Origin of the sequence: Phenylobacterium parvum (assembly GCF_003150835.1) — a bacterium.
In the GTDB taxonomy this organism is placed as follows: domain Bacteria; phylum Pseudomonadota; class Alphaproteobacteria; order Caulobacterales; family Caulobacteraceae; genus Phenylobacterium; species Phenylobacterium parvum.
In genome coordinates, this window is the sequence record NZ_CP029479.1 from 652467 (window position 1) to 672350 (window position 19884).

General features: G+C 70.2%; 15 protein-coding genes and 1 riboswitch. Of the genes, 11 read left to right on the plus strand and 4 right to left on the minus strand.

Annotated features, from left to right (window positions below):
* The first annotated feature begins 119 nt into the window (after positions 1 to 119).
* From HYN04_RS03100 to HYN04_RS03115, 4 genes are all read left to right on the plus strand, one after another.
* Positions 120 to 1118, plus strand: a complete 999-nt coding sequence (locus HYN04_RS03100) for an SDR family oxidoreductase (RefSeq protein ID WP_110449403.1) — start codon at positions 120 to 122, stop codon at positions 1116 to 1118.
* An 89-nt stretch (positions 1119 to 1207) separates the two neighbouring features.
* Positions 1208 to 3025, plus strand: coding sequence for a flavin-containing monooxygenase (locus HYN04_RS03105; RefSeq protein ID WP_110449404.1), 1818 nt, complete (start codon positions 1208 to 1210; stop codon positions 3023 to 3025).
* Between the two features lie 43 nt (positions 3026 to 3068).
* A complete protein-coding gene (locus HYN04_RS03110) occupies positions 3069 to 4283 on the plus strand; it encodes a lipase family protein (RefSeq protein ID WP_110451271.1) in 1215 nt (404 codons plus the stop codon).
* 21 nt (positions 4284 to 4304) lie between these two features.
* Positions 4305 to 4676 (plus strand): limonene-1,2-epoxide hydrolase family protein, encoded by a 372-nt coding sequence (locus tag HYN04_RS03115; RefSeq protein WP_110449405.1) that lies wholly within the window; start codon positions 4305 to 4307, stop codon positions 4674 to 4676.
* 231 nt (positions 4677 to 4907) lie between these two features.
* Here HYN04_RS03115 and HYN04_RS03120 read toward each other — a convergent pair whose 3' ends face one another.
* Both HYN04_RS03120 and HYN04_RS03125 read right to left on the minus strand, forming a co-directional pair.
* Positions 4908 to 7052: a malate synthase G gene (locus tag HYN04_RS03120; RefSeq protein ID WP_110449406.1), complete on the minus strand. Its 2145-nt coding sequence runs from the start codon at positions 7050 to 7052 to the stop codon at positions 4908 to 4910.
* Between the two features lie 117 nt (positions 7053 to 7169).
* Positions 7170 to 8573, minus strand: a complete 1404-nt coding sequence (locus HYN04_RS03125; protein WP_110449407.1) for a helix-turn-helix domain-containing protein — start codon at positions 8571 to 8573, stop codon at positions 7170 to 7172.
* A 168-nt stretch (positions 8574 to 8741) separates the two neighbouring features.
* On the opposite strand from HYN04_RS03125, the gene HYN04_RS03130 reads away from it, so the two are divergent.
* Positions 8742 to 10334 (plus strand): isocitrate lyase, encoded by a 1593-nt coding sequence (locus HYN04_RS03130; RefSeq protein WP_110449408.1) that lies wholly within the window; start codon positions 8742 to 8744, stop codon positions 10332 to 10334.
* Between the two features lie 68 nt (positions 10335 to 10402).
* Here HYN04_RS03130 and HYN04_RS03135 read toward each other — a convergent pair whose 3' ends face one another.
* Together HYN04_RS03135 and HYN04_RS03140 are read right to left on the minus strand one after the other, a co-directional pair.
* Entirely contained in the window at positions 10403 to 11251 is an 849-nt protein-coding gene (locus tag HYN04_RS03135) for a class I SAM-dependent methyltransferase (RefSeq protein ID WP_110449409.1), read from the minus strand.
* 67 nt (positions 11252 to 11318) lie between these two features.
* On the minus strand, positions 11319 to 11990 hold the full coding sequence (locus HYN04_RS03140) for a DsbA family oxidoreductase (protein WP_110449410.1): 672 nt from the start codon (positions 11988 to 11990) through the stop codon (positions 11319 to 11321).
* A 282-nt stretch (positions 11991 to 12272) separates the two neighbouring features.
* On the opposite strand from HYN04_RS03140, the gene HYN04_RS03145 reads away from it, so the two are divergent.
* The 6 genes from HYN04_RS03145 (at position 12273) to hemN (ending at position 19804) form a co-directional block, all read left to right on the plus strand.
* A complete protein-coding gene (locus HYN04_RS03145; protein WP_110449411.1) occupies positions 12273 to 14459 on the plus strand; it encodes a TonB-dependent receptor in 2187 nt (728 codons plus the stop codon).
* 134 nt (positions 14460 to 14593) lie between these two features.
* Positions 14594 to 15388: an enoyl-CoA hydratase/isomerase family protein gene (locus HYN04_RS03150; RefSeq protein ID WP_110449412.1), complete on the plus strand. Its 795-nt coding sequence runs from the start codon at positions 14594 to 14596 to the stop codon at positions 15386 to 15388.
* Between the two features lie 218 nt (positions 15389 to 15606).
* Positions 15607 to 15704: riboswitch (SAM-I-IV-variant riboswitch) on the minus strand.
* 150 nt (positions 15705 to 15854) lie between these two features.
* The gene (locus HYN04_RS03160; RefSeq protein ID WP_110449414.1) at positions 15855 to 16061 is read left to right on the plus strand and encodes a hypothetical protein; all 207 of its coding nucleotides are present in this window, start codon (positions 15855 to 15857) and stop codon (positions 16059 to 16061) included.
* A complete protein-coding gene (locus tag HYN04_RS03165) occupies positions 16058 to 16315 on the plus strand; it encodes a hypothetical protein (protein ID WP_110449415.1) in 258 nt (85 codons plus the stop codon). The genes HYN04_RS03160 and HYN04_RS03165 overlap by 4 nt, the downstream gene beginning before the upstream one ends.
* A gap of 269 nt (positions 16316 to 16584) precedes the next feature.
* On the plus strand, positions 16585 to 18255 hold the full coding sequence (locus tag HYN04_RS03170; RefSeq protein ID WP_110449416.1) for an N-acyl-D-amino-acid deacylase family protein: 1671 nt from the start codon (positions 16585 to 16587) through the stop codon (positions 18253 to 18255).
* Between the two features lie 172 nt (positions 18256 to 18427).
* Positions 18428 to 19804 (plus strand): oxygen-independent coproporphyrinogen III oxidase, encoded by a 1377-nt coding sequence (hemN, locus tag HYN04_RS03175; RefSeq protein WP_110449417.1) that lies wholly within the window; start codon positions 18428 to 18430, stop codon positions 19802 to 19804.
* Positions 19805 to 19884: the final 80 nt, after the last annotated feature.

Here is a 19884-nt window from a genome sequence, read left to right on the forward strand (position 1 = left end):
CATCCGCCCCCGCGGACGCCCTTCGGAGTCAGAATAGCGAGCCCGCCGGGTTTCCCAACGGGATTTTGCGCGGCCGGTCCGGGCGCCTATCTCCCGTGTCCACAGACCGGAGGAAACCCATGTCCCGATCCGCCCGCCCCAGCCGCCGCGCCCTGCTCGCCGCCGCGCCCCTGGCCGCCGCCGCTGCACCCGCCCTGGCGGCGGAGGTCCTGCCCGCGGGGGCGCTGAAGGGCCGAACGGTCCTGATCACCGGCGCCAGTTCGGGCTTTGGCCGCCTCACCGCCCTTCACCTCGCCGGTCTGGGCGCCCACGTCATCGCCTCGATGCGGAACCTCCAGAAGGGGCGCCGTCCCGAGGCGGCTTCGCTGAAAGCTGAGGCCAGCGGCCTGCCGGGTCGTCTCGACCTGGTGGAGATCGACGTCACCCGGCCGGACCAGGTGGTCTCCGGCGTCGCCGCGGCAGAGCGCCTCGCCGGCGGCGGCCTGGACGTCCTGGTCTCCAACGCCGGCATCGGACTCTCCGGTCCCCTGGAGCTGCATGACGAGGCGGCCCTCGAAGCCGAGTTCCAGACCAACCTCCTCGGCGGCCTGCGCATGGCCCGGGCCGTCCTGCCAGGCATGCGGGCCCGCAAGGCCGGCCTCATCCTGCCCGTCTCCTCCCAGCTTGGCCGGATCATCATGCCCAACATGGGCGGCTACTGCTCGGGCAAGTGGGGCCTGGAGGCCGCCTTCGAGGCCATGGCCTACGAGCTCGCCCCCCTCGGCGTCGAGGTCACCATCGTTCAACCCGGCGGCTACCCGACCCGGATCTGGGAGACCGGCTCCCGGGCGGTCGAGGCCATGATCGCCCGGAATGAACCCGAGCGCGTCCAGGCCTACGCCCAGCACATCGCCATGACCCGGGCCTCCATGACCGCCCCGCGCCGGTCGGATCCGATGGACGTGGCCCGCGCCATCGCCGGCCTCATCGCCCTGCCGGCCGGGGATCGCCCCCTGCGCCAACCGGTCCACCCGGACACCACCGTCACCACGGCCGTGAACAAGGCCCTGTCGGACGTCCAGGACCGGGTCCTCTCGCGGGGCCCCTACGCCGCCTGGCGAGCGGCGGTTTCTGGCTGAACCTGCGCTTTGAGGTTGCCTCCTGCGGCGGCGGCGCCAAACTCCGCCGCCAAAGAGGAACCCTCAGGACCGGTCAGGAGTACGACCCCATGACGCCCGCCGATGACGCCGCCCCCGTCCGCCCCCTCGACAAGGAAGCCCTGAAGACCAAGTACCGGGCCGAGCGCGACAAGCGCCTGCGCGCTGACGGCAACGACCAGTACATCCGGGTGGCCGGCGTCTTCTCCGGCTATCTCGACGATCCCTACACGCCCTTCCAGCCCCGCGAGCCCAAGACCGACCACGTGGAGTTCGCCTTCATCGGCGGCGGCTTCGCCGGCCTGGTCGCCGGCGCCCGCCTGGTCGAGGCCGGGATCACGGACGTGCGCATCATCGAGAAGGGCGGCGACTTCGGCGGCACCTGGTACTGGAACCGCTATCCGGGCGCCCAGTGCGACACCGCCTCAATGATCTACATGCCCCTCCTGGAGGAGACCGGGCACATCCCGCGGGAAAAGTACGCCCACGCTCCCGAGATCCTCGAGCAGTGCCAGCGCATCGGCCGCAAGTACAACCTCTACGACAACGCCCTCTTCCACACCGAGGTGAAGGACCTGACCTGGGACGAAGCGAACGACGTCTGGATCATCACCACCAACCGCGACGACCGCTTCACCGCCCGCTTCCTGGGCTCCGGCACCGGCCCTCTCCACGTGCCCAAGCTGCCGGGCATCCCGGGCATCGAGAGCTTCAAGGGGCACGCCTTCCACACCAGCCGGTGGGACTACGACTACACCGGCGGCGACCCCCTCGGCGCGCCGCTCTCTAAGCTGGGTGACAAGCGGGTCGCCATCATCGGCACGGGCGCCACGGCGGTGCAGTGCGTCCCGCACCTGGCGAGGGCCTGCAAGGAACTGCTGGTCTTCCAGCGCACACCATCCTCGGTGGACGTGCGCGCCAACGCCCCCATCGACCCGGAGTGGTTCGCCTCCATCGCCACCGCCGGCTGGCAGCAGCGCTGGCTGGAGAACTTCACCGAGAACCAGGCCGGCGGCGGCGCCGAGGAGGACCTGGTCCAGGACGGCTGGACTGACCTGTCTCGCCGCATCCGCGAGAAGATGAAGACCATCCCGAGGGAGCAGATGAGCCCCCAGGCCATGCTGGCGGCCTTCGAGGATTCCGACTTCGAGAAGATGGAAGAGATCCGGTCGCGGGTGGATTCCATCGTCGGCGACACGCAGACGGCCCAGAACCTCAAGGCCTGGTACCGCCAGCTCTGCAAGCGGCCGTGCTTCCACGACGCCTACCTGCAGGCCTTCAACGAACCCTCCACCCGGCTGATCGACACCGACGGCAAGGGCGTGGAGCGGATCACCGAGACCGGAGTCGTCGTGGCCGGGGTGGAGTATCCTGTCGACTGCATCATCTACGCCTCGGGCTTCGAAGTCGGCACCGACTACACCCGACGCACGGGCTTCGACCTGACCGGCGTGGATGGCCTGAAGCTGTCGCAGGCCTGGTCGGACGGCATGCGCTCCCTGCACGGCCTGCATGTCCGGGGCTTCCCCAACGCCTTCTTCGTCCAGCCGACCCAGGGCGCGAACCTGATCTCCAACGTGCCGCACAACCTGACGGATTCCGGGCGCACCATCGCCACGGTGGTGGCCGAGGCCAAGCGGCGGGGCGCCACGCGGGTAGAGGTCACGCAGGAGGCGCAGGACGCCTGGATCGCCCTGCTCCTGACCGGTCCCGGCCGGATGATGATGGGCTCCGCAGACTGCACCCCCGGCTACTACAACAACGAGGGCCAGGCGATGGGGCCGGGCGCGAAGTACAATGTCGGCTATCCCGCCGGCGCGAGCGCCTACTTCCGTTACATCGATGGCTGGCGGAAATCTGGGAAGTTCGAGGGCCTGGAATTCGCCTGAGGCTTCCTGCCTACCCGCTGGTCCCATGGTCCCGGAGTTCCTGATGCGCCTCTGCGCCGTCCTCGCCCTCGCCGCCGCCCTGGCCGGTCCCGCCGCCGCCGCGTCATCCCTGCAGGGGGATGGCGGCGTGCCTGACTTCTACGCCTGGTCGGGCAAGGTGAAGGGCAAGCCGGGAAAACTCCTGCGACAGGAGCCCCTGGCCCCGGCCCTGGTCCTCGACGGCGCCGCTTCCGGTGCGCGCATCCTCTACACTTCGACGGAGGGCCTGGGCGGCAAGGACAGGGTGGTGGTCTCCGGGGCCGTCTTCATTCCCAGGGGCGAGGCGCCCAAGGGGGGCTGGCCCCTCCTGGCCTGGGCGCACGGTACGGTGGGCGTGGCCGACGTCTGCGCCCCGTCCTTCGCCGGCCGCAGTCCGCGGGACAAGACCTACCTCGGCTATTGGCTGTCGAAAGGCTATGCTGTCGTGGCCAGCGACTACCAGGGCCTGGGTGTGGCCGGCGGCCATCCCTACCTCGCCACCCGGCCCTCGGCCTACAGCGTCCTGGACTCTGTCCGCGCGGTCCAAAAAGGGGGCTTCCCGGTCTCCCGGAGCGTGGTCCTCATCGGCCAGTCCCAGGGCGGCGGCGCGGCCTTCGCCACCGCCGGCTACGCCTCCTCCTACGCCCCCGAGCTCGACATCCGCGGCACGGTGGCCACCGGCACGCCCTATTTCTCGCCCGAGGCCCAGGCCGCGCTGCAGGCCGCCCGTCCCCGGGACGCCGTCGACCCGACCTTGGGCTACAACTTCCTGATCCACAGCCTGCTGGAGCAGATCGATCCCGGCTTCCGGGTCGAGGACTATGTCACCGACGCGGCCCTGCCCCTGGCGCGCTCCGTCGCCACCACCTGCTTTGGCGAGCTGGCCGGCGGCGTCATGCGCGGCGGCTGGACCTTCAACCGCGCCTACAAGGCCGACCCGGCCGACCGGATGCTCCCCGCCTACGCCCTTATGGGCTACCCGACCTTGAAGATCCCCACGCCCGTCTTCATGGGCACGGGGGGTTCCGACCGCGACGTCCCGCCCGGCATGCAGCTCAGCCTCGCCGCCGACGCCTGCAGGGCCGGGACGGTGATCCAGTCCCACGTCTATCCGGGGCTCGATCACTCCGGGGCCGTGAACGGTTCGACCCGGGAGTCCTCCGCCTTCGTGGAGGCGGTCTTCGCCGGCAAGCCGGTGGCGGGCAACTGCAAGTCCCTGCCGACTCCGCCCCCGGCCTGATCCACGAACCCGGGAGTTTACATGTCCGACGCCGCCCAAGCCGTCCGCGAGTTCATTGACGCCTGGCCCCGCCTGGACCCGGATGAACTGGCCGGCTGGTTCACCGAGGATGGCGTCTACCACAACATGCCCTCTGGCCCGGTCCAGGGCCGCGAGACCATCCGCGGCTTCATCGCCGGCTTCATCCGCCCCTGGGCGGAGACCCGCTGGGAGGTCGTCTCCCTCGTCGCCGACGGCGACACCGTGATCGCCGAGCGCATCGATCGCATCCGCGTCGGCGAGAAATGGATCGAGCTGCCCTGCTGCGGCGTCTTCCACCTCAGGGACGGGAGGATCGCCCTCTGGAGGGACTATTTCGACCTGCCCACCTACACCCGGGCCCTGGCGGGTTAGGGAACTTCACCCGTCCTCGCCCAATTGCTCCCCATCAGGGGGAGCTGTCAGCAAAGCTGACTGAGGGGGTCAACGGCTACTCAGCAGACCCCCTCCGGCCCGCTACGCGGTCCACCTCCCCCTTGGGGGAGGATTTAAGGCGCCAATTGCTCCCCATCAGGGGGAGCTCCGCGCGAAGCGCGGTGAGGGGGTCAGCTGAAGCGCCGCCGCCCCCCGCCTGGGTCCTCCGCCTCACCCCGCCAGCTGGGCCTTCCGCTCGCGCCGGCGGCGGGTCAGGACGTGCTCGGTGTAGCCGTTGGGCTGGGCGCGGCCCTCGAAGACCAGCTCCAGCGCCGCCTGGAAGGCCACGCTGTCCGGATGTCCGGCCATCGGGGAATAGGCCGCGTCGCCGGCGTTCTGGCCGTCCACCACCGCCGCCATGCGGGCGAAGGTCTCCCGGACCTGGGCCTCGGTGCAGACCCCATGGTGCAGCCAGTTGGCGATGTGCTGGCTGGAGATCCGCAGGGTGGCGCGGTCCTCCATGAGGCCGACGTCGTGGATGTCCGGCACCTTGGAGCAGCCGACGCCCTGGTCGATCCAGCGGACCACGTAGCCGAGGATGCCCTGGGCGTTGTTGTCCAGCTCCTGCTGCACCTCCCCTGGACTCCAGTTCGAGCGGGCGAGGGGCGGGGTCAGAAGGGCCTCGAGGCCCGTGCGCGGCCCGCCGGCCAGGCTGGCCTGGAGGGCCGGGACGTCCACCTCGTGGTAGTGCAGGGCGTGCAGGGTGGCGGCGGTGGGCGAGGGGACCCAGGCGGTGTTGGCGCCGGCCTTCGGGTGCCCGACCTTGGCGGCCAGCATGTCCTTCATCATGTCCGGCGCGGCCCACATGCCCTTGCCGATCTGCGCCCGGCCGGGGAAGCCGGCGGCGAGGCCGATCTCGACATTCCGCTTCTCGTAGGCGGCCAGCCACCCTTCGGCCTTCATGGCGTCCTTGCGGACCATGGGGCCGGCCTCCATGGCCGTGTGGATCTCGTCGCCCGTCCGATCCAGGAATCCGGTGTTGATGAAGACGATCCGGTCCTTCGCCGCGGCGATGCAGGCGGCGAGGTTGGCGCTGGTCCGGCGCTCCTCGTCCATGATGCCCATCTTCACCGTATTGCGGGCCAGACCCAGGGCGTCTTCCACCTGGTCGAACAGGCTCACCGCCAGGGCGACCTCGTCCGGCCCGTGCATCTTGGGCTTCACGACATAGACTGAGCCGGCGGGGCTGTTGCGGCGGGCGCCCTTCAGGTCGTGGAGGGCGGCGGCCACCGTGATCAGGGCGTCGACGGCGGACTCGTAGACCGGGGCCCCGTCCAGGGTGACCATGTCGGTCAGCATGTGGTGGCCGACATTGCGCACCAGCAGGAGCGAGCGACCGCGCAGCACGGCCTCGCCGCCGCCAGGAGCGGAGTAGCGCCGGTCCTCGTCGAGCCGGCGCGTCTCGGTGCGGCCGCCCTTCTCGAAGGCGGCGACCAGGTCGCCGCGCATCAGGCCCAGCCAGTTGCGGTAGACGCCCGTCTTGTCCTCGGCGTCGACGGCGGCGACGGAATCCTCGCAGTCCTGGATGGCGGTCAGGGCGGATTCCATCAGGACATCCGCCACCCCCGCAGCGTCGTCCTTGCCGACATTGTGGGTCCGGTCGACCTGGATCTCCAGGTGCAGGCCATTGTGCTTCAGGAGAACGGCCGAAGGCGCCTCGGACGCGCCCCGCCAGCCGGCCAGCTGCGACGGATCGGCCAGGGCCGCCTTTCCGCCCGAGGTCAGGGTCACGGACAGGGCGTCTCCGACGATGGCGTAGGTCGTGGCGTCGGCATGCGAGGCGCCGGCGAGGGGGGCGGCGCGGTCCAGCACGCCCCGGGCATAGGCGATCACCTTGGCGCCCCGTGCCGGGTCATATCCCTTGCCCCCCGTCGGCGGCTCCAGTGCGTCGGTGCCATAGAGGGCGTCGTAAAGGCTGCCCCAGCGGGCATTGGCGGCGTTCAGGGCGTACCGGCCGTTCGAAACGGGTACGACCAGCTGGGGTCCGGCGATGCTGGCGATCTCGGGGTCGACATTCGCGGTGCCGAGGGTGAAGGGGCCGGGCTCGGGCAGCAGATAGCCTATCCGGGTCAGGAAGTCGGTCTGGTCGGCGAGGTCGAAGGGCTGGCCCCTGCGCGCCTTCCACCAGGCGTCGATCTGGGCCTGCAGGGCGTCCCGCCGCTCGAGCAGGGCGCGGTTGCGCGGCTGGAAGTCCTTCAGGAGGGCCTCGAGGGCGGTCCAGAAGCGGGCCGGCTCCACGCCCGTCCCGGGCAGGAGTTCCTGTTCCACGAAGGCGTGGAGGAGGTCCGCGACGGCGAGGGAGGGGCTGACCTGCATGACATACCGACCTTTCAGAACCGGTCGCCAGCGGGCGTCCGGGCGCGGCTGCAAAGCCTGCCGCAGCGGCGCTGCCATACTCCGCGCAGGGCGGCGCTTCAATGGGGACAGGCGGCCTTAGGCGTCCGAGAAGCCGAAGGGGGCCAGGGTGCGCCGGAAGTCGTCGGGCAGGATCTGGCGGCCGATGGGCGGGGCCGAGCGGGCGGCGCATTCGGCCCGGTGGCAGAGCCGGCAGGTGACGCCGATCGGGGTGGCCTGGTCCGGCCCGCCGCCCCGGTGGTCCGCCGCATAGACCAGCCGGTGGGCGTGCTCATCGGCGCAGCCCAGGGCGATGGCCCGCTCGATCCGCGGGGCGCCGAACCCACCGCCGCCAGCGGTCACCGTCCTGGCGATGGAGAAGAACTTCTGGCCGTCCGGCAGCTCCAGCCACTGGGTGACGATCTGGCGAGGCGTGCGGAAGGCCTGGTGGACGCTCCAGAGGGGACAGCCGCCGCCATGCCGGGCGAAGGGAAAGCCCGCCCCGTCCAGCCGCTTCGAGACGTTCCCCGCCTCGTCGACCCGGATGAAGAAGAAGGGCACCCGCTCCTGCCCGGGCTTCTGCAGGGTGGTCAGCCGGTGGGCGGTCTGCTCGAAACTGGCGCCGAACTGCCGGCCCAGGGCCTCGACGTCGTAGCGCCGCGCCTCCGCCGCCCGGGCGAAGGCGGTGTAGGGCATGAGGAGGGCCGCCCCGGCATAGCTGGCCAGGGCGCGCCGGGTAAGGCGCTGGCCGCCCTCAGTCTCGAAAATCCCCTCGGCCAGGACCTCGCCGATCTCGGCCTCCAGTTCCAGGTAGGCGGTCTGCAGGGCCAGCTGGAAGGCCTGGCTGGCGCCGTCCAGGGTGTCGTCCAGAAGCACTTCACGCCGGTGCCGGTCCAGCCGGCGGGTGGCCCCGGTCATGACGTCCGGGGGCAGGCGGCGCACCCGCAGGCCATGGCGGGCCTTGAGGTGGCCGGCCAGGCCCTCGTTGGCGGCGACGGCCTGGGCGAGGCGTTCGGCGGCGTCGTCGAGCAGGGGGAAGCTGTTGCGACGGGCCGCCAGGAAGCGCCGGGACTCCGCCACCGGATCGGCAGCCTCCTCGCCGTCGCGCCCCTCGACCGTGCGGTCGGCCAGGGCCAGCTGCTCCTCGCGGTAGGCGGTGTAGAGGCGCAGGAAGGCCTCGGTCACGCCCGGGAAGTTGGCCGCCGCATCGGCGACCTCCAGGGCTTTCAGCTCGATGCCGCCGAACATGGGGTCGCGAAGGACCGACTGCAGGCGGGCGGAGTCGTCGCCGCTCTCCGCCGCCAGGGCCGCCACGTCCAGCCGGTAGGTCTGGGCCAGCCGCACCAGCATCTCGGCGCTTAGTGGCCTGTGGTTGCGCTCCAGGAGGGCGATGTAGGAGGCTGAGACCTCCAGGTCCTGGGCCATGTCGGACTGGGTCAGGCCAAGGTCGCGCCGCAGTCGCCGGAGGCTGGGGCCGACATAGAGGCGACGTTCGCTGGGCATGGGCGGAGCTCCCTCGAGAGTCGGAGCCTTACAACATTACAAGTCTACTCTGTAAAGTCTGACAGATCGACTTCACGGGGACTCGCGTCGGCGTCACGCCTGCGTCACACGGCGCGCTGCCGAAGGCCCCGTCTGGCGGGCGCCCGGCCAGCAAGGGATTTCAAGGCCATGTCGTACCAGGACGATATCCAGCAGGTCGAAAAGCTCATCCGCAGCAAGAAGGGCACGTGGGACGGCATCAGCGCCGAGTCCGTCGTGCGGATGCAGGTGCAGAACCGGTTCCGCACCGGCCTCGACATCGCCCGCTATACCGCCGCCATCATGCGCAAGGACATGGCCGCCTACGACGCCGACCCGGCCAACTACACCCAGTCCCTGGGCTGCTGGCACGGCTTCATCGGCCAGCAGAAGCTGATCTCCATCAAGAAGCACTTCGGCAACACCGACCGGAAGTACCTCTACCTGTCGGGCTGGATGGTCGCCGCCCTGCGCTCGGACTTCGGTCCCCTGCCGGACCAGTCCATGCACGAGAAGACCTCCGTGCCGGCCCTGATCGAGGAGCTCTACACCTTCCTCAAGCAGGCTGACGCCCGTGAGCTGGGCATGATGTTCCGCGACCTCGACGCCGCCCGCGCCGCCGGCGACAAGGCCAAGGAAGCCTCGATCCTCAAGGCGATTGACGGCTACCAGACCCATGTCGTGCCGATCATCGCCGACATCGACGCCGGCTTCGGCAACGCCGAGGCGACCTACCTCCTGGCCAAGAAGATGATCGAGGCGGGCGCCTGCGCCCTGCAGATCGAGAACCAGGTCTCCGACGAGAAGCAGTGCGGCCACCAGGACGGCAAGGTGACCGTCCCGCACGAGGACTTCCTCGCCAAGGTCCGCGCCTGCCGCTACGCCTTCATGGAGCTGGGGGTCGAGGACGGCATCATCGTCACTCGCACCGACAGCCTGGGCGCCGGCCTGACCAAGCAGATCGCCGTCAGCCATGCGCCCGGCGACATCGGCGACCAGTACAATTCCTTCCTCGACTGCGAGGAAGTGACCCCGGCCCAGTGCAATCCCGGCGACGTGCTGATCACCCGCGACGGCAAGCTGATGCGGCCCAAGCGCCTTCCCTCCAACCTCTTCCAGTTCCGGGAAGGCACCGGGGCGGACCGCTGCGTCCTCGACTCCATCACCTCGCTGCAGAACGGCGCGGACCTGCTCTGGATCGAGACCGAGAAGCCGCATGTCGAGCAGATCGCCAGCATGATGGACCGGATCCGCGAGGTCATCCCGAACGCCAAGCTGGTCTACAACAACTCGCCGTCCTTCAACTGGACCCTGAACTTCCGCCAGCAAATCTTCGACGCCTGGAAGAAGGACGGGAAGGACGTCTCGGCCTATGACCGCGACAAGCTGATGAGCGTCGACTACGACGGCACGGCCCTGGCCTACGAGGCGGACGAGAAGATCCGCACCTTCCAGGCCGACGGCGCGCGGCGGGCGGGGATCTTCCACCACCTCATCACCCTGCCGACCTACCACACCGCGGCCCTGTCCACGGACAACCTGGCCAAGGAATACTTCGGCGAGGCCGGCATGCTCGGCTATGTCCTGAACGTCCAGCGCCAGGAAATCCGCCAGGGCATCGCCTGCGTGAAGCACCAGAACATGTCCGGCTCGGACATCGGCGACGACCACAAGGAATACTTTGCCGGCGAGGCGGCCCTCAAGGCCTCGGGCGACGCCAACACCATGCACCAGTTCGCCTGACGGCGGACCGGGTCACCGGAACGGATCAGGGCCCCGGAGCAATCCGGGGCCCTTTTTCGTGGAGAAGATCAGCGGACCTTCACGAAGCGCAGGGTCATGCGGTCGCTCTCGCCGATGGCGTCGTAGCGGGCGCGGTCGAAGTCCGGGGCCGGTTGGGCGCCGGGGGCGGCGCTGCGGCGGACCGGGGGCAGGGTCCAGACGCCGAAGGGGTGATCCTTGGTGTCCTTCGGGTTGGCGTTGATCTCCGAGCGGGCGGCGAGGCGGAAGCCGGCGGCCTCTGCGGCGGAGATCACGGCAGCCTCGGAGACGTAGCCGTCGCGGCCGTCGGCGGCCATGGGCTTGGGATCGGCCCGGTGCTCCTCCACCGCCAGGATCCCGCCGGGCTTCAGCACGGCGTTGAAATCCTTCATGACCTTGGGGAGCATGCCCGGGGTCCACATCCAGTTGTGGATGTTGCGGGCGGTCAGGACTAGGTCGGCCGACCCGGGGGCGCCCAGCGGGCCTGAGGTCGCACCGAAGCCGACATACTCAACCTTTCCATAGCGCGCCGCATCAGCGAAGCGGGCCTCGAAGTCGGCCCGGCCCTTGCGCGCGCCGTCCGAGATCTTGGGATTGGCCAGGTCGGCCACGCCGGCGATGTAGCGGCCCTTGGTGGCGGCCGCATAGGGGGCCAGGATCTCGGTCCAGTAGCCGCCGCCAGGCGAGACCTCGATCACCGTCTGGCCGGGCTTCAGGCCCCAGAAGGTCAGGGAGTCAACGGGATGGCGGGCGCCGTCCCGGGCCCGGTCGGCGGCGGGGCGGGACTCTGAGGCCACGGCCTTCGCAAGGGCGGCGTCGGCGGCGAGGGCGCCAGGCGCTGAGGCGAGGACGAGGGCGGCGGCGGCCAGGCCGAGGGCCTGGCGTCGGGAGGCGGTCATGCGGGAGCTCCGTGGAAAAAGGGTGTCGTGACAGAGACTTGGGCGCGCCGGGCCAAACCGCAAGGGGTCAGCACCAGCTGGCCGCCCCGGCCGTCGGCTCGCGCAGGAGCCCCTCGATATTGGCCTCGATGATGCGGTAGCCGACATTGCCGTAGAGGGTCTGCCGGCCCTCGTTCAGCACCAGGCTGGGGCTGCCCTTGACGCCCAGGGCCTGGGCTTCCTGGTAGTCGGTAGAGAGGGCCGCGTGGGCCTCGCCGCGGTCCAGCCGGGCGTGGACGTCGGCCAGGTCGGCGCCCGCCTCCGCCAGCACCGCGTCCAGCACGGCGCGGCTTGCAATGTCCCGCCCCTGCTCGAAGAAAGCCTTGCGGGTCAGGGTGATGGCCCGGTCGCCCAGGCCTTCCGGGCCACCCTGAGCCTCCTGGGCCTGGACGGCCTTCAGGACCAGGTGGGCGGGCAGGGACGAGGCCGGCCGCACGCCGCGCCACAGGTCCGGATGCAGGCTCAGCTCCGGGAAGCCCTCGACCACATGGGCCAGGTGGGCGGCGAACCCCTCATGCCCCCCCTTGGACCCCCAGTTCACCTGCATCTTCAGCGCCGTATCGCCAAAGACGCTGCAGAACCGCTGGCGCACGCGGACGGCCTCGCCATGGGTGCGGCGCAGTTCGGCCAGGCGCAGCTCGCCGATCCAGGCCCAGACGCAGAGCACGTCGGAGAAGCAGGTGAGGTCGACGGTCTTCATGGGTTGGGGGCTCCGTCCCAGGAGGGTCCCCGCACTCTACCCCTCTGCGTCGCGCCGCGCACCCCCGGGCCAGCCCGGGCGCCGCCCGTCTGACCCCCGCCGGCGGCATGTCACTGACTCGACACAGGACCGCCACAAACCGGAAGTTATCCACAGCCTCGGCCGAACCTGCGGTAGAAGCCCCCTCCCGGCCCAAATAGCCCTTGCATCCACGTTCTGAAGGGCTGGGTGGCGTCCCGGCCCATGTGGCCGCGACTGCGGCGGACTTCGCGAGGATTTCCCATGATCAAGTCGACGTCGGCCAAGAGCCGCCTGACCCTTTCCTGCGGCGCCGCGGCCCTGACCGCCGCCCTGGCGCTTGGCGCGCCGGCCCTGGCCCAGGAGACGACCGTCGGGGAGGTGGTGGTCACCGCCCAGAAGCGCAGCGAGAACCTGCAGGACGTGCCCCTGTCGGTAGCCTCCGTCTCGGGCGAGCGCCTCCAGGGCTTGTTCGCGGCGGGCGACGACATCCTGACCCTGTCCTCCCGCGTGCCCTCACTCTATGCGGAGTCCTCGAACGGCCGGGTCGCCCCGCGCTTCTACATCCGCGGCCTCGGCAACGCCGACTTCGACCTGGCGGCCTCCCAGCCGGTCTCGGTCATCATGGACGACGTGGTGATGGAAAACGTCGTCCTGAAGAGCACGCCCCTGTTCGACCTGGACCGCGTGGAGGTGCTGCGCGGGCCCCAGGGCACCCTGTTCGGTCGCAACACCACCGCCGGCATCGTCAAGTTCGACACCATCCGTCCCAGCCAGAGCCTCGCGGCGCGCGGCACGGCGACCTATGGCAGCTACGGGACCCTTACCCTCGACGGCGGCGTCGGCGGCGCACTTGTCGACGGCCTGCTGGCGGCCCGCGCCTCCGTCCTGGTCCAGCGCCGCGACGACTGGATCGACAACGCCTTCACCAACAAGAACAACGCCCTGGGCGGCTATGAGGAGACGGCCTTCCGCCTCCAGCTGCTGCTCACCCCCACCGAGGACCTCAGCGCCCTCCTGGCCTTCCACAATCGCTCTCTGGACGGAACCTCGGCGGTGTTCCGGGCCAACATCCTGACCAAGGGCGGGAACAGCCTCAACGGCAACTACAAGCGCGACAAGGTCTTCTTCGACGGCGGTTCGGGGAACCCGCAGTCCTATGACGGCTCCGGCGCCTCCCTGAGGATCGAGTACAAGCTGCCCTTCGCCACCCTGACCTCGATCTCCGCCTATGAGACCACCAACGGCTTCAGCCGCGGCGACATCGACGGCGGCAACATGACCAACGGCCCCGGCTTCATCCCCTTCCCGTCCGACACCGCCGACGGCATCAAGGACCTCGACCAGGTGACCCAGGAAATCCGGTTGGCCAGCGACCTCGACGGTCCGCTCAGCTGGCAGGTGGGCGCCTACTACTTCGACTCCCGGATGGTGCTGCGCACCGATCCCGGCTTCGTGGCCCCCACCGAACTGCGCCACGAGAACACCTCCTGGGCCCTTTTCGGCCAGACCTCCTACCAGCTTGCCGAAGCGTGGAAGCTGACCGCCGGCCTGCGCTGGACCCGAGACGAGAAGTCCCTGACCAACATCGTCGCGCCGATCCCGTTTGCGAAGGTTGACGTCTCGGACGACCAGTTCAGCTGGGACCTGAGCGCCTTCTACACGGTCAGCGACACGGTCGGCCTCTACGGCCGGGTGGCCAGCGGCTTCCGCGGCCCGACCATCCAGGGCCGCGACGTGGCCTTCTTCGGCGCCCCCTCGGTGGCCCAGTCCGAGACCATCCTGTCCTGGGAGGCCGGCTTCAAGAGCGAGCTCTTCGATCGCCGCGTCCGCCTGAACGGCGCGGTGTTCACCTACACCGTCAATGACCCGCAGTTCACGGCGGTCGGCGGCGCTGGCAACATCGTGCAGTTGCTCAACGCCCAGGAGGGCCAGGCCGTGGGCTTCGAGGTCGACGGCGAGTGGGTGGTCAGCGAGAACCTCGTCCTGACCGCCGGCTACAGCTATGCCGACACCGAGATCCAGGACAACAAGCTGGCGGTGGGCGTCTGCGCCCAGTGCACGATCACCGACCCGGTGAACGCCCAGCAGCGCGCCCTTGTCAACGGCAACCCCTTCCCGAACGCGCCGGAATACATCTTCGACGTGACCGCGCGGTTCAACCTGCCCATCGGCAATGGCGGGGAGCTGTTCGCCTTCACCGACTGGAACGTCCAGGGCAAGACCAACCTGTTCCTCTATGAATCCAAGGAATTCTACTCCGACGGCAACTTCGAGGGCGGGCTGAAGATCGGCTATGCCCGCGAGGACGGCTCGTGGGAGGTGGCGCTGTTCGGCCGGAACATCACCGACGAGAGCAACATCAAGGGCGGCATCGACTTCAACAACAACACCGCCTTCGTGAACGAGCCCCGCGTCATCGGCGTCTCGCTGACGGCGCGCCTGCCGTAAGGCGGACGCAAACCTAGGACGACGGCGAGGGCCGGGGAGCGATCCCCGGCCCTTTCCACATCCGGCGCCCGGCCCGCCTTGCCCCCCCGTCCTGCGCCCGCCATCATGGCGCAAACACCGGGGGGAGGCCCGAGATGAGCGGCGAGAACGAGACCGTCACCTACCGCGTCGAGGACCATGTGGCGGTCATCACGCTGAACCGGCCCGAGCAGAGGAACGCCCTCAACTTCGACGCCTACGACCGGCTGGAGCGCGCCTTCCGCCAGGCCGTCCGGGACCCGGACGCCCGCTGCGTGATCGTGACCGGCGCCGACCCGGCCTTCTGCTCGGGCGACGACGTGCGCGAGATCATGGCCGGGCCCAAGCCCGCCATCCCGCCGCCCCCGACGGTGCGCCACGCCCCGACGCCGGCCGCCATGGCGGCCCTGGAGTGCGACAAGCCGGTGATCGCCGCCGTCAACGGGGCGGCGGTGGGCTGGGGCATGGAGCTGGCCCTCTACGCCGACATCCGCATCGCCAGCGAGAAGGCGAAGTTCGCCGAGCTGTTCATCAAGCGCGGCCTGACCTGCGACGTCGGCGGCTTCTACCGCCTGCCGGCCATCGTCGGCCCGGCCAAGGCCGCCGAGCTGCTCTTCACTGGAGACGTCATCGACGCCGACGAGGCCCTGCGCATCGGCCTGGTCCGCGAGGTCGCCCCGCACGCCGAGCTGATGGACCGCGCCCGGGCCCTGGCCGCCCGAATCGCCTGCAACCCGCCGCTGGCCCTGCGCTACATGAAGGAAGGCCTGCGCCGCGCCGCCTATGGCGATCCGCGCGAGCTGGGCGGCTGGGCCATCGAGACCATCCGCACCCTCATGAAGACCGAGGACCACCGCGAGGGCGTGGCCAGCTTCCTGGAAAAGCGGGCCCCGGTCTTCACGGGTCGGTAGGGGAAGGCGAAGCCGGGGGGAGGTCCGGATCGCCCGGACCCTCGCCGCCTTGGGGCGCCTCCGGCTGGGCGGCCGTCGAAGACGCCGTCGTCCGCCGGGAACCCCCTGGCCGAGTGAAGCCGACGATGTTTGCCGTGCGGCGGTAGAAGTCCTCAATCTCCTCCTCGCTGTACGGCGGCTCATGATAGGCGCCCCACGTCGTGACGATGCGAACCATATCAGGTCTCCTTGTTTGCGCCCGCAGGCGCCGCGTCGTTTCGCCACCGTTGCCGGAGAGGCCGGTTGGCAGGGCCCGATGCCCTTCTTGACGCCGGACGAGGGGTACATCGCCCAACGGCGCTCGGGTATCGCGGAATTCTGGACGGCGCATGAGTTTCTGTGGGCGGGGACAGGCGCCGCCGCCTGAGATTGCCCCCGCCGCCGCCGCCGTGGCACAGTGGCCGCCTCACAGCCGAGGAGGCCCCCCATGACGCTCACCGTGCAGAGGCGGTTCGTGACGCCGGAGCCGGACGAGACCCTGGAGGCGCTGGCGGCGCGGGCCCTGCCGGACCTGCCGCTCGAGGAAGCGATGGACCGGATCCGGGGCTGGAACCTGCACATCTTCGCCATGCGCAAGCCCCGCGGCCTCCTGCTGGGCGGGGACGTGGTCTTCGTGGAGCCGCCGCGGTCTTGAGCCAGTCGGGTGCAGGGGCGGGGGCGGGCGGCGAGGCCGTGGTGGTCGCGGCGGAGGTCTCCGCCGGTCATGACGGCGATGCTGAGCTGACCCTCAGCGTGCGGTTCGAGAACGGCGTCGTGGCGCCCGTGGTGCTGGACGCCGAGGCTGGCTTTGATGTGCTGGCCGGCTGCGGGGCGGCGGGGGCGGGCGACCTGGTCGGACGTCCCTGGCGGCAGGTGCTGAAGGGACTTTACGGAGCCGCGGGGCGTTGAGCGCCGCCCGGCCAGGACATCCGCGGCGAGCCAGTTGACCCCCTCCGGCCCGCTGCGCGGTCCACCTCCCCCTGGTGGGGAGGAATGACTGAGCCAATTGCTCCCCCGAGGGGGAGCTCCCGGCGGAGCCGGGTGAGGGGGTCAAACCCCCTTACCGTTGACCCCTTCCGGCCCGGTTCGCTGCCCTGACGTCGGGGCAGGGCGAGAGGAAGGGCTTGCCCGTCCGGGGTTTCGCGTCCGAGTATGTCCGAAGACACGGGAGAGGCGGCATGTATGACCTGGTGATCCGCAATGCGCGGGTGGTGGATGGCACGGGCGCGCCGGCCTTCCTCGGCGAAGTGGCCGTGAAGGACGGCAGGATCGCCGCCCTGGGGCCGAAGGTGGACGGTCCGGCCCGGGCCGAGCTGGACGCCGGCGGCAAGGCCGTGGCGCCGGGCTTCATCGACCCGCACACCCATTTCGACGTCCAGCTCCTCTGGGACGGGGCGGCCAAGCCCAGCCTGGAGCATGGCGTCACCTCGATCATCCCGGGCAACTGCTCGCTCTCCATGGCGCCCCTGAGGGCCGGCGACCGCCAGGCGGTCATCGGCATGTTCCAGCAGATCGAGGAACTGCCGCCCGAGGCCTTCACCATCGCCTTCGACTGGACCTGGGAGGACTGGGAAGGCTATCGGCGCGCCCTGGAGAAGGGGCTGGCCATCAATGTCGCCCCCCTGGTGGGGCACAGCGTCATCCGTGTCTGGGTGATGGGGCCTGAGGCCAACCAGCGCGCCGCCAGTCCGGACGAGATCAGCGCCATGCAGGGCGTGCTGCGCCAGTGCCTCGAGGCCGGGGCCATCGGCCTGTCCACCAGCTTCGTCGACGTGGACGAGAACGCCCGCCCGGTGCCCAGCCGCTTCGCCCAGTTCGCCGAGCTGGACGCCCTGTGCGCGGTGCTGGGTGAGTTCGGCCGGATGCTGCAGATCGTGCCGGAGTTCTACGACGCCGACATCACCATCGCTCGTATCGACCAGCTGGCCGAGCTGAGCCTGAAGCACGGCATCCCCACCACCTACTCGCCGGTGTTCGACAATCGCCAGACGCCGGCCAGCGTGGACCGGATCCTTAACCGCTCGGCCGAGCAGTTCGCCCGCGGCGCCCGGGTCTGGCCGCAGATGCAGACCCGGCCCATCGACATCAGCTTTTCCCTGCTGCGGCCCAGCCTGTTCTTCGCCCGCCTGCCCCGCTGGGTGCGGGTGCTGCGCCAGCCCCTGGAGGCGCGGATCGCCTCCCTGACCGACCCCGAGACGGTGGCGCGCATGGTGGAGGACGCCGGTCCCGACGGCGGCGAGCGCCTGATGGGCCGGCTTGTCGTGCGCGGCGGCGGAGAGGCCCCGGCCCACCTGGCGGGCAAGACCCTGAAGGAGATCGCCGACGCCCGCGGCCAGTCCTGCGCCCTGGCCCTGATCGAGGTGTCGCTGGAGCATGGACTGGACGTGGCCTTCCTGTCGGCCAATGGCGGCCACGACAACACCGACCGCATCGGCCCCCTGCTGGCCCGGCCCGACGTGCACATCGGCGCCGGCGACGGCGGGGCGCACCTGGCCTCGTTCGCCACCTACGGCGATACGGGCTACCTGTTCAGCGAGTTCGTGCGCGGCACGGGGGCCCTGACCCTGGAGCAGGCGGTGGCCAAGATCACCGGCGAGACCGCCGCCATCTGGGGCCTGAAGGACCGCGGCCTGCTCAAGCCCGGCCACGCCGCAGACATCGTGGTGTTCGACCCCGACCGCATCGCCCGCGGCGAGGAGCGCCCGATCTTCGACATGCCCGGAGAAGGCATGCGCTACACCCGCGACTCCGTGGGGGTGGAGGCTGTGCTGGTGAACGGCGAACTCGCCTGGACCCCGGCTGGCTACACCGACGCCAAGGCCGGTCGCATCTGCGAGATGGCCGGGTAGGGGGGCTGCGGCCCCCCGCACACTTCCTCTTCATGGTTTCGGGGGAGGATCGCCCCTGAACAGCCGCCTGCCCGGGGCGGGGCCCTTTGATCTGCGTCACGGCGCAGGGTCGGGGATTCCGGGGATAGGCTGACGACCCACGCCCCTTGGGGGCGCCGGACCGGAGGGGGATATGTCCGCAACGACTGCGCGGCTGGGCCGTGACGCCCTGATCGAGAAGTACGACGGCCGGGCGCCGCGCTACACCAGCTATCCGACGGCGGTGCAGTTCTCGGACGAGGTGACGCCCGAGATTTACGCCGACTGGCTGCAGGCCCTGCCGGACGACGAGGCGGTGTCGCTCTACATCCACGTGCCCTTCTGCTCGCGCCTGTGCTGGTACTGCGGGTGCAACACGCGGGCGGTGAACGGGCACGGGCCGGTGGCGGCCTATGTGGTCTACCTGGAGAAGGAGCTCCTGTCCCTGCACAAGGCCCTGGGCCGGCGGCGGCTGCGGGTCTCGTCCATCCACTTCGGCGGCGGCACGCCCAACATGCTGACGCCGGTGGAGGTGCGCTCGGTCCTGGGGGCCCTGTCGGGGGCCTTCCGCTTTGCCGGCAGCCTGGAGTTGGCGGCCGAACTCGACCCGGAGATCCTGACCAAGGAGTGGGTGACCACCGCCTGCGTCAACGGCCTGTCCCGCGCCAGCCTGGGGGTTCAGAACCTCGACCGCGAGGTGCAGGCGGCGGTGAACCGCCCCGAGTCCTTCGACCACATCGCCGACTGCGTGCGCTGGCTGCGTGACGGCGGGGTCAGCTCGATCAACATGGACCTGATGTACGGCCTGCCCCGCCAGACCGTGGCCAACACCCGGGCGACGGTGGACCAGCTGATGACCCTGCGGCCCGAGCGGATCTCCCTGTTCGGCTACGCCCACGTTCCGTGGATGAAGAGCCACCAGAAGCTGATCGACGAGAACGCCCTGCCTGGCGCCTCGGAACGCCTGGACCAGTTCGACGCGGCGGCCCGGCGGCTGGCCTCCGAGGGCTATGTCCAGATCGGCATGGACCACTTCGCCCTCCCCGAGGACGACCTCTGCAAGGCCCAGGCCGAGGGCCGGCTGCGCCGCAACTTCCAGGGCTACACGACGGATCCGGCGCAGGTCCTGCTGGGCCTTGGGCCGTCTTCCATCGGTAGCCTGCCGCAGGGCTTCGTGCAGAACGCCTCGCAGGAGATCGCCTGGCGCAAGGCCCTGGACCATGAGGGCCTGCCCGTGGCGCGTGGCGTGCGGCTGACCGCCGACGACCGTTTCCGCGGCGAGATCATCGAGCGGCTGATGTGCGACTTCGAGGTGGACCTGGGCGAGATCACCACCCGCTATGGCCGTAGCCCCCGCGACATCGTGCACGAGCTGTCGCGCCTCGAGGCCTTCGCCGCCGACGGCCTGGTCCGGAGCGAGGGCTCGCGCCTGAAGGTGACCGAGGCCGGCCGTCTGGTGGTCCGCAGCATCTGCGCCGTCTTCGACGTCTACTTCCGCGAGGCCGAGGGAAGGCACTCGCGGGCGCTGTAGGTCGGGACCTGGAGGGGAGCAGCTGAGCCGCCGTTGACCCCCTCAGTCAGCTTCGCTCCGGGCCGGAAGGGGCGACGGCC

Bases quoted from the DNA above. Each gene is read 5' to 3' on its own strand.
- HYN04_RS03100 (WP_110449403.1), top strand. From the start codon at position 120: ATGTCCCGATCCGCCCGCCCCAGCCGCCGCGCCCTGCTCGCCGCCGCG.
- HYN04_RS03105 (WP_110449404.1), top strand. From the start codon at position 1,208: ATGACGCCCGCCGATGACGCCGCCCCCGTCCGCCCCCTCGACAAGGAA.
- HYN04_RS03110 (WP_110451271.1), top strand. From the start codon at position 3,069: ATGCGCCTCTGCGCCGTCCTCGCCCTCGCCGCCGCCCTGGCCGGTCCC.
- HYN04_RS03115 (WP_110449405.1), top strand. From the start codon at position 4,305: ATGTCCGACGCCGCCCAAGCCGTCCGCGAGTTCATTGACGCCTGGCCC.
- HYN04_RS03120 (WP_110449406.1), bottom strand. From the start codon at position 7,052: ATGCAGGTCAGCCCCTCCCTCGCCGTCGCGGACCTCCTCCACGCCTTC.
- HYN04_RS03125 (WP_110449407.1), bottom strand. From the start codon at position 8,573: ATGCCCAGCGAACGTCGCCTCTATGTCGGCCCCAGCCTCCGGCGACTG.
- HYN04_RS03130 (WP_110449408.1), top strand. From the start codon at position 8,742: ATGTCGTACCAGGACGATATCCAGCAGGTCGAAAAGCTCATCCGCAGC.
- HYN04_RS03135 (WP_110449409.1), bottom strand. From the start codon at position 11,251: ATGACCGCCTCCCGACGCCAGGCCCTCGGCCTGGCCGCCGCCGCCCTC.
- HYN04_RS03140 (WP_110449410.1), bottom strand. From the start codon at position 11,990: ATGAAGACCGTCGACCTCACCTGCTTCTCCGACGTGCTCTGCGTCTGG.
- HYN04_RS03145 (WP_110449411.1), top strand. From the start codon at position 12,273: ATGATCAAGTCGACGTCGGCCAAGAGCCGCCTGACCCTTTCCTGCGGC.
- HYN04_RS03150 (WP_110449412.1), top strand. From the start codon at position 14,594: ATGAGCGGCGAGAACGAGACCGTCACCTACCGCGTCGAGGACCATGTG.
- HYN04_RS03160 (WP_110449414.1), top strand. From the start codon at position 15,855: ATGACGCTCACCGTGCAGAGGCGGTTCGTGACGCCGGAGCCGGACGAG.
- HYN04_RS03170 (WP_110449416.1), top strand. From the start codon at position 16,585: ATGTATGACCTGGTGATCCGCAATGCGCGGGTGGTGGATGGCACGGGC.
- hemN (WP_110449417.1), top strand. From the start codon at position 18,428: ATGTCCGCAACGACTGCGCGGCTGGGCCGTGACGCCCTGATCGAGAAG.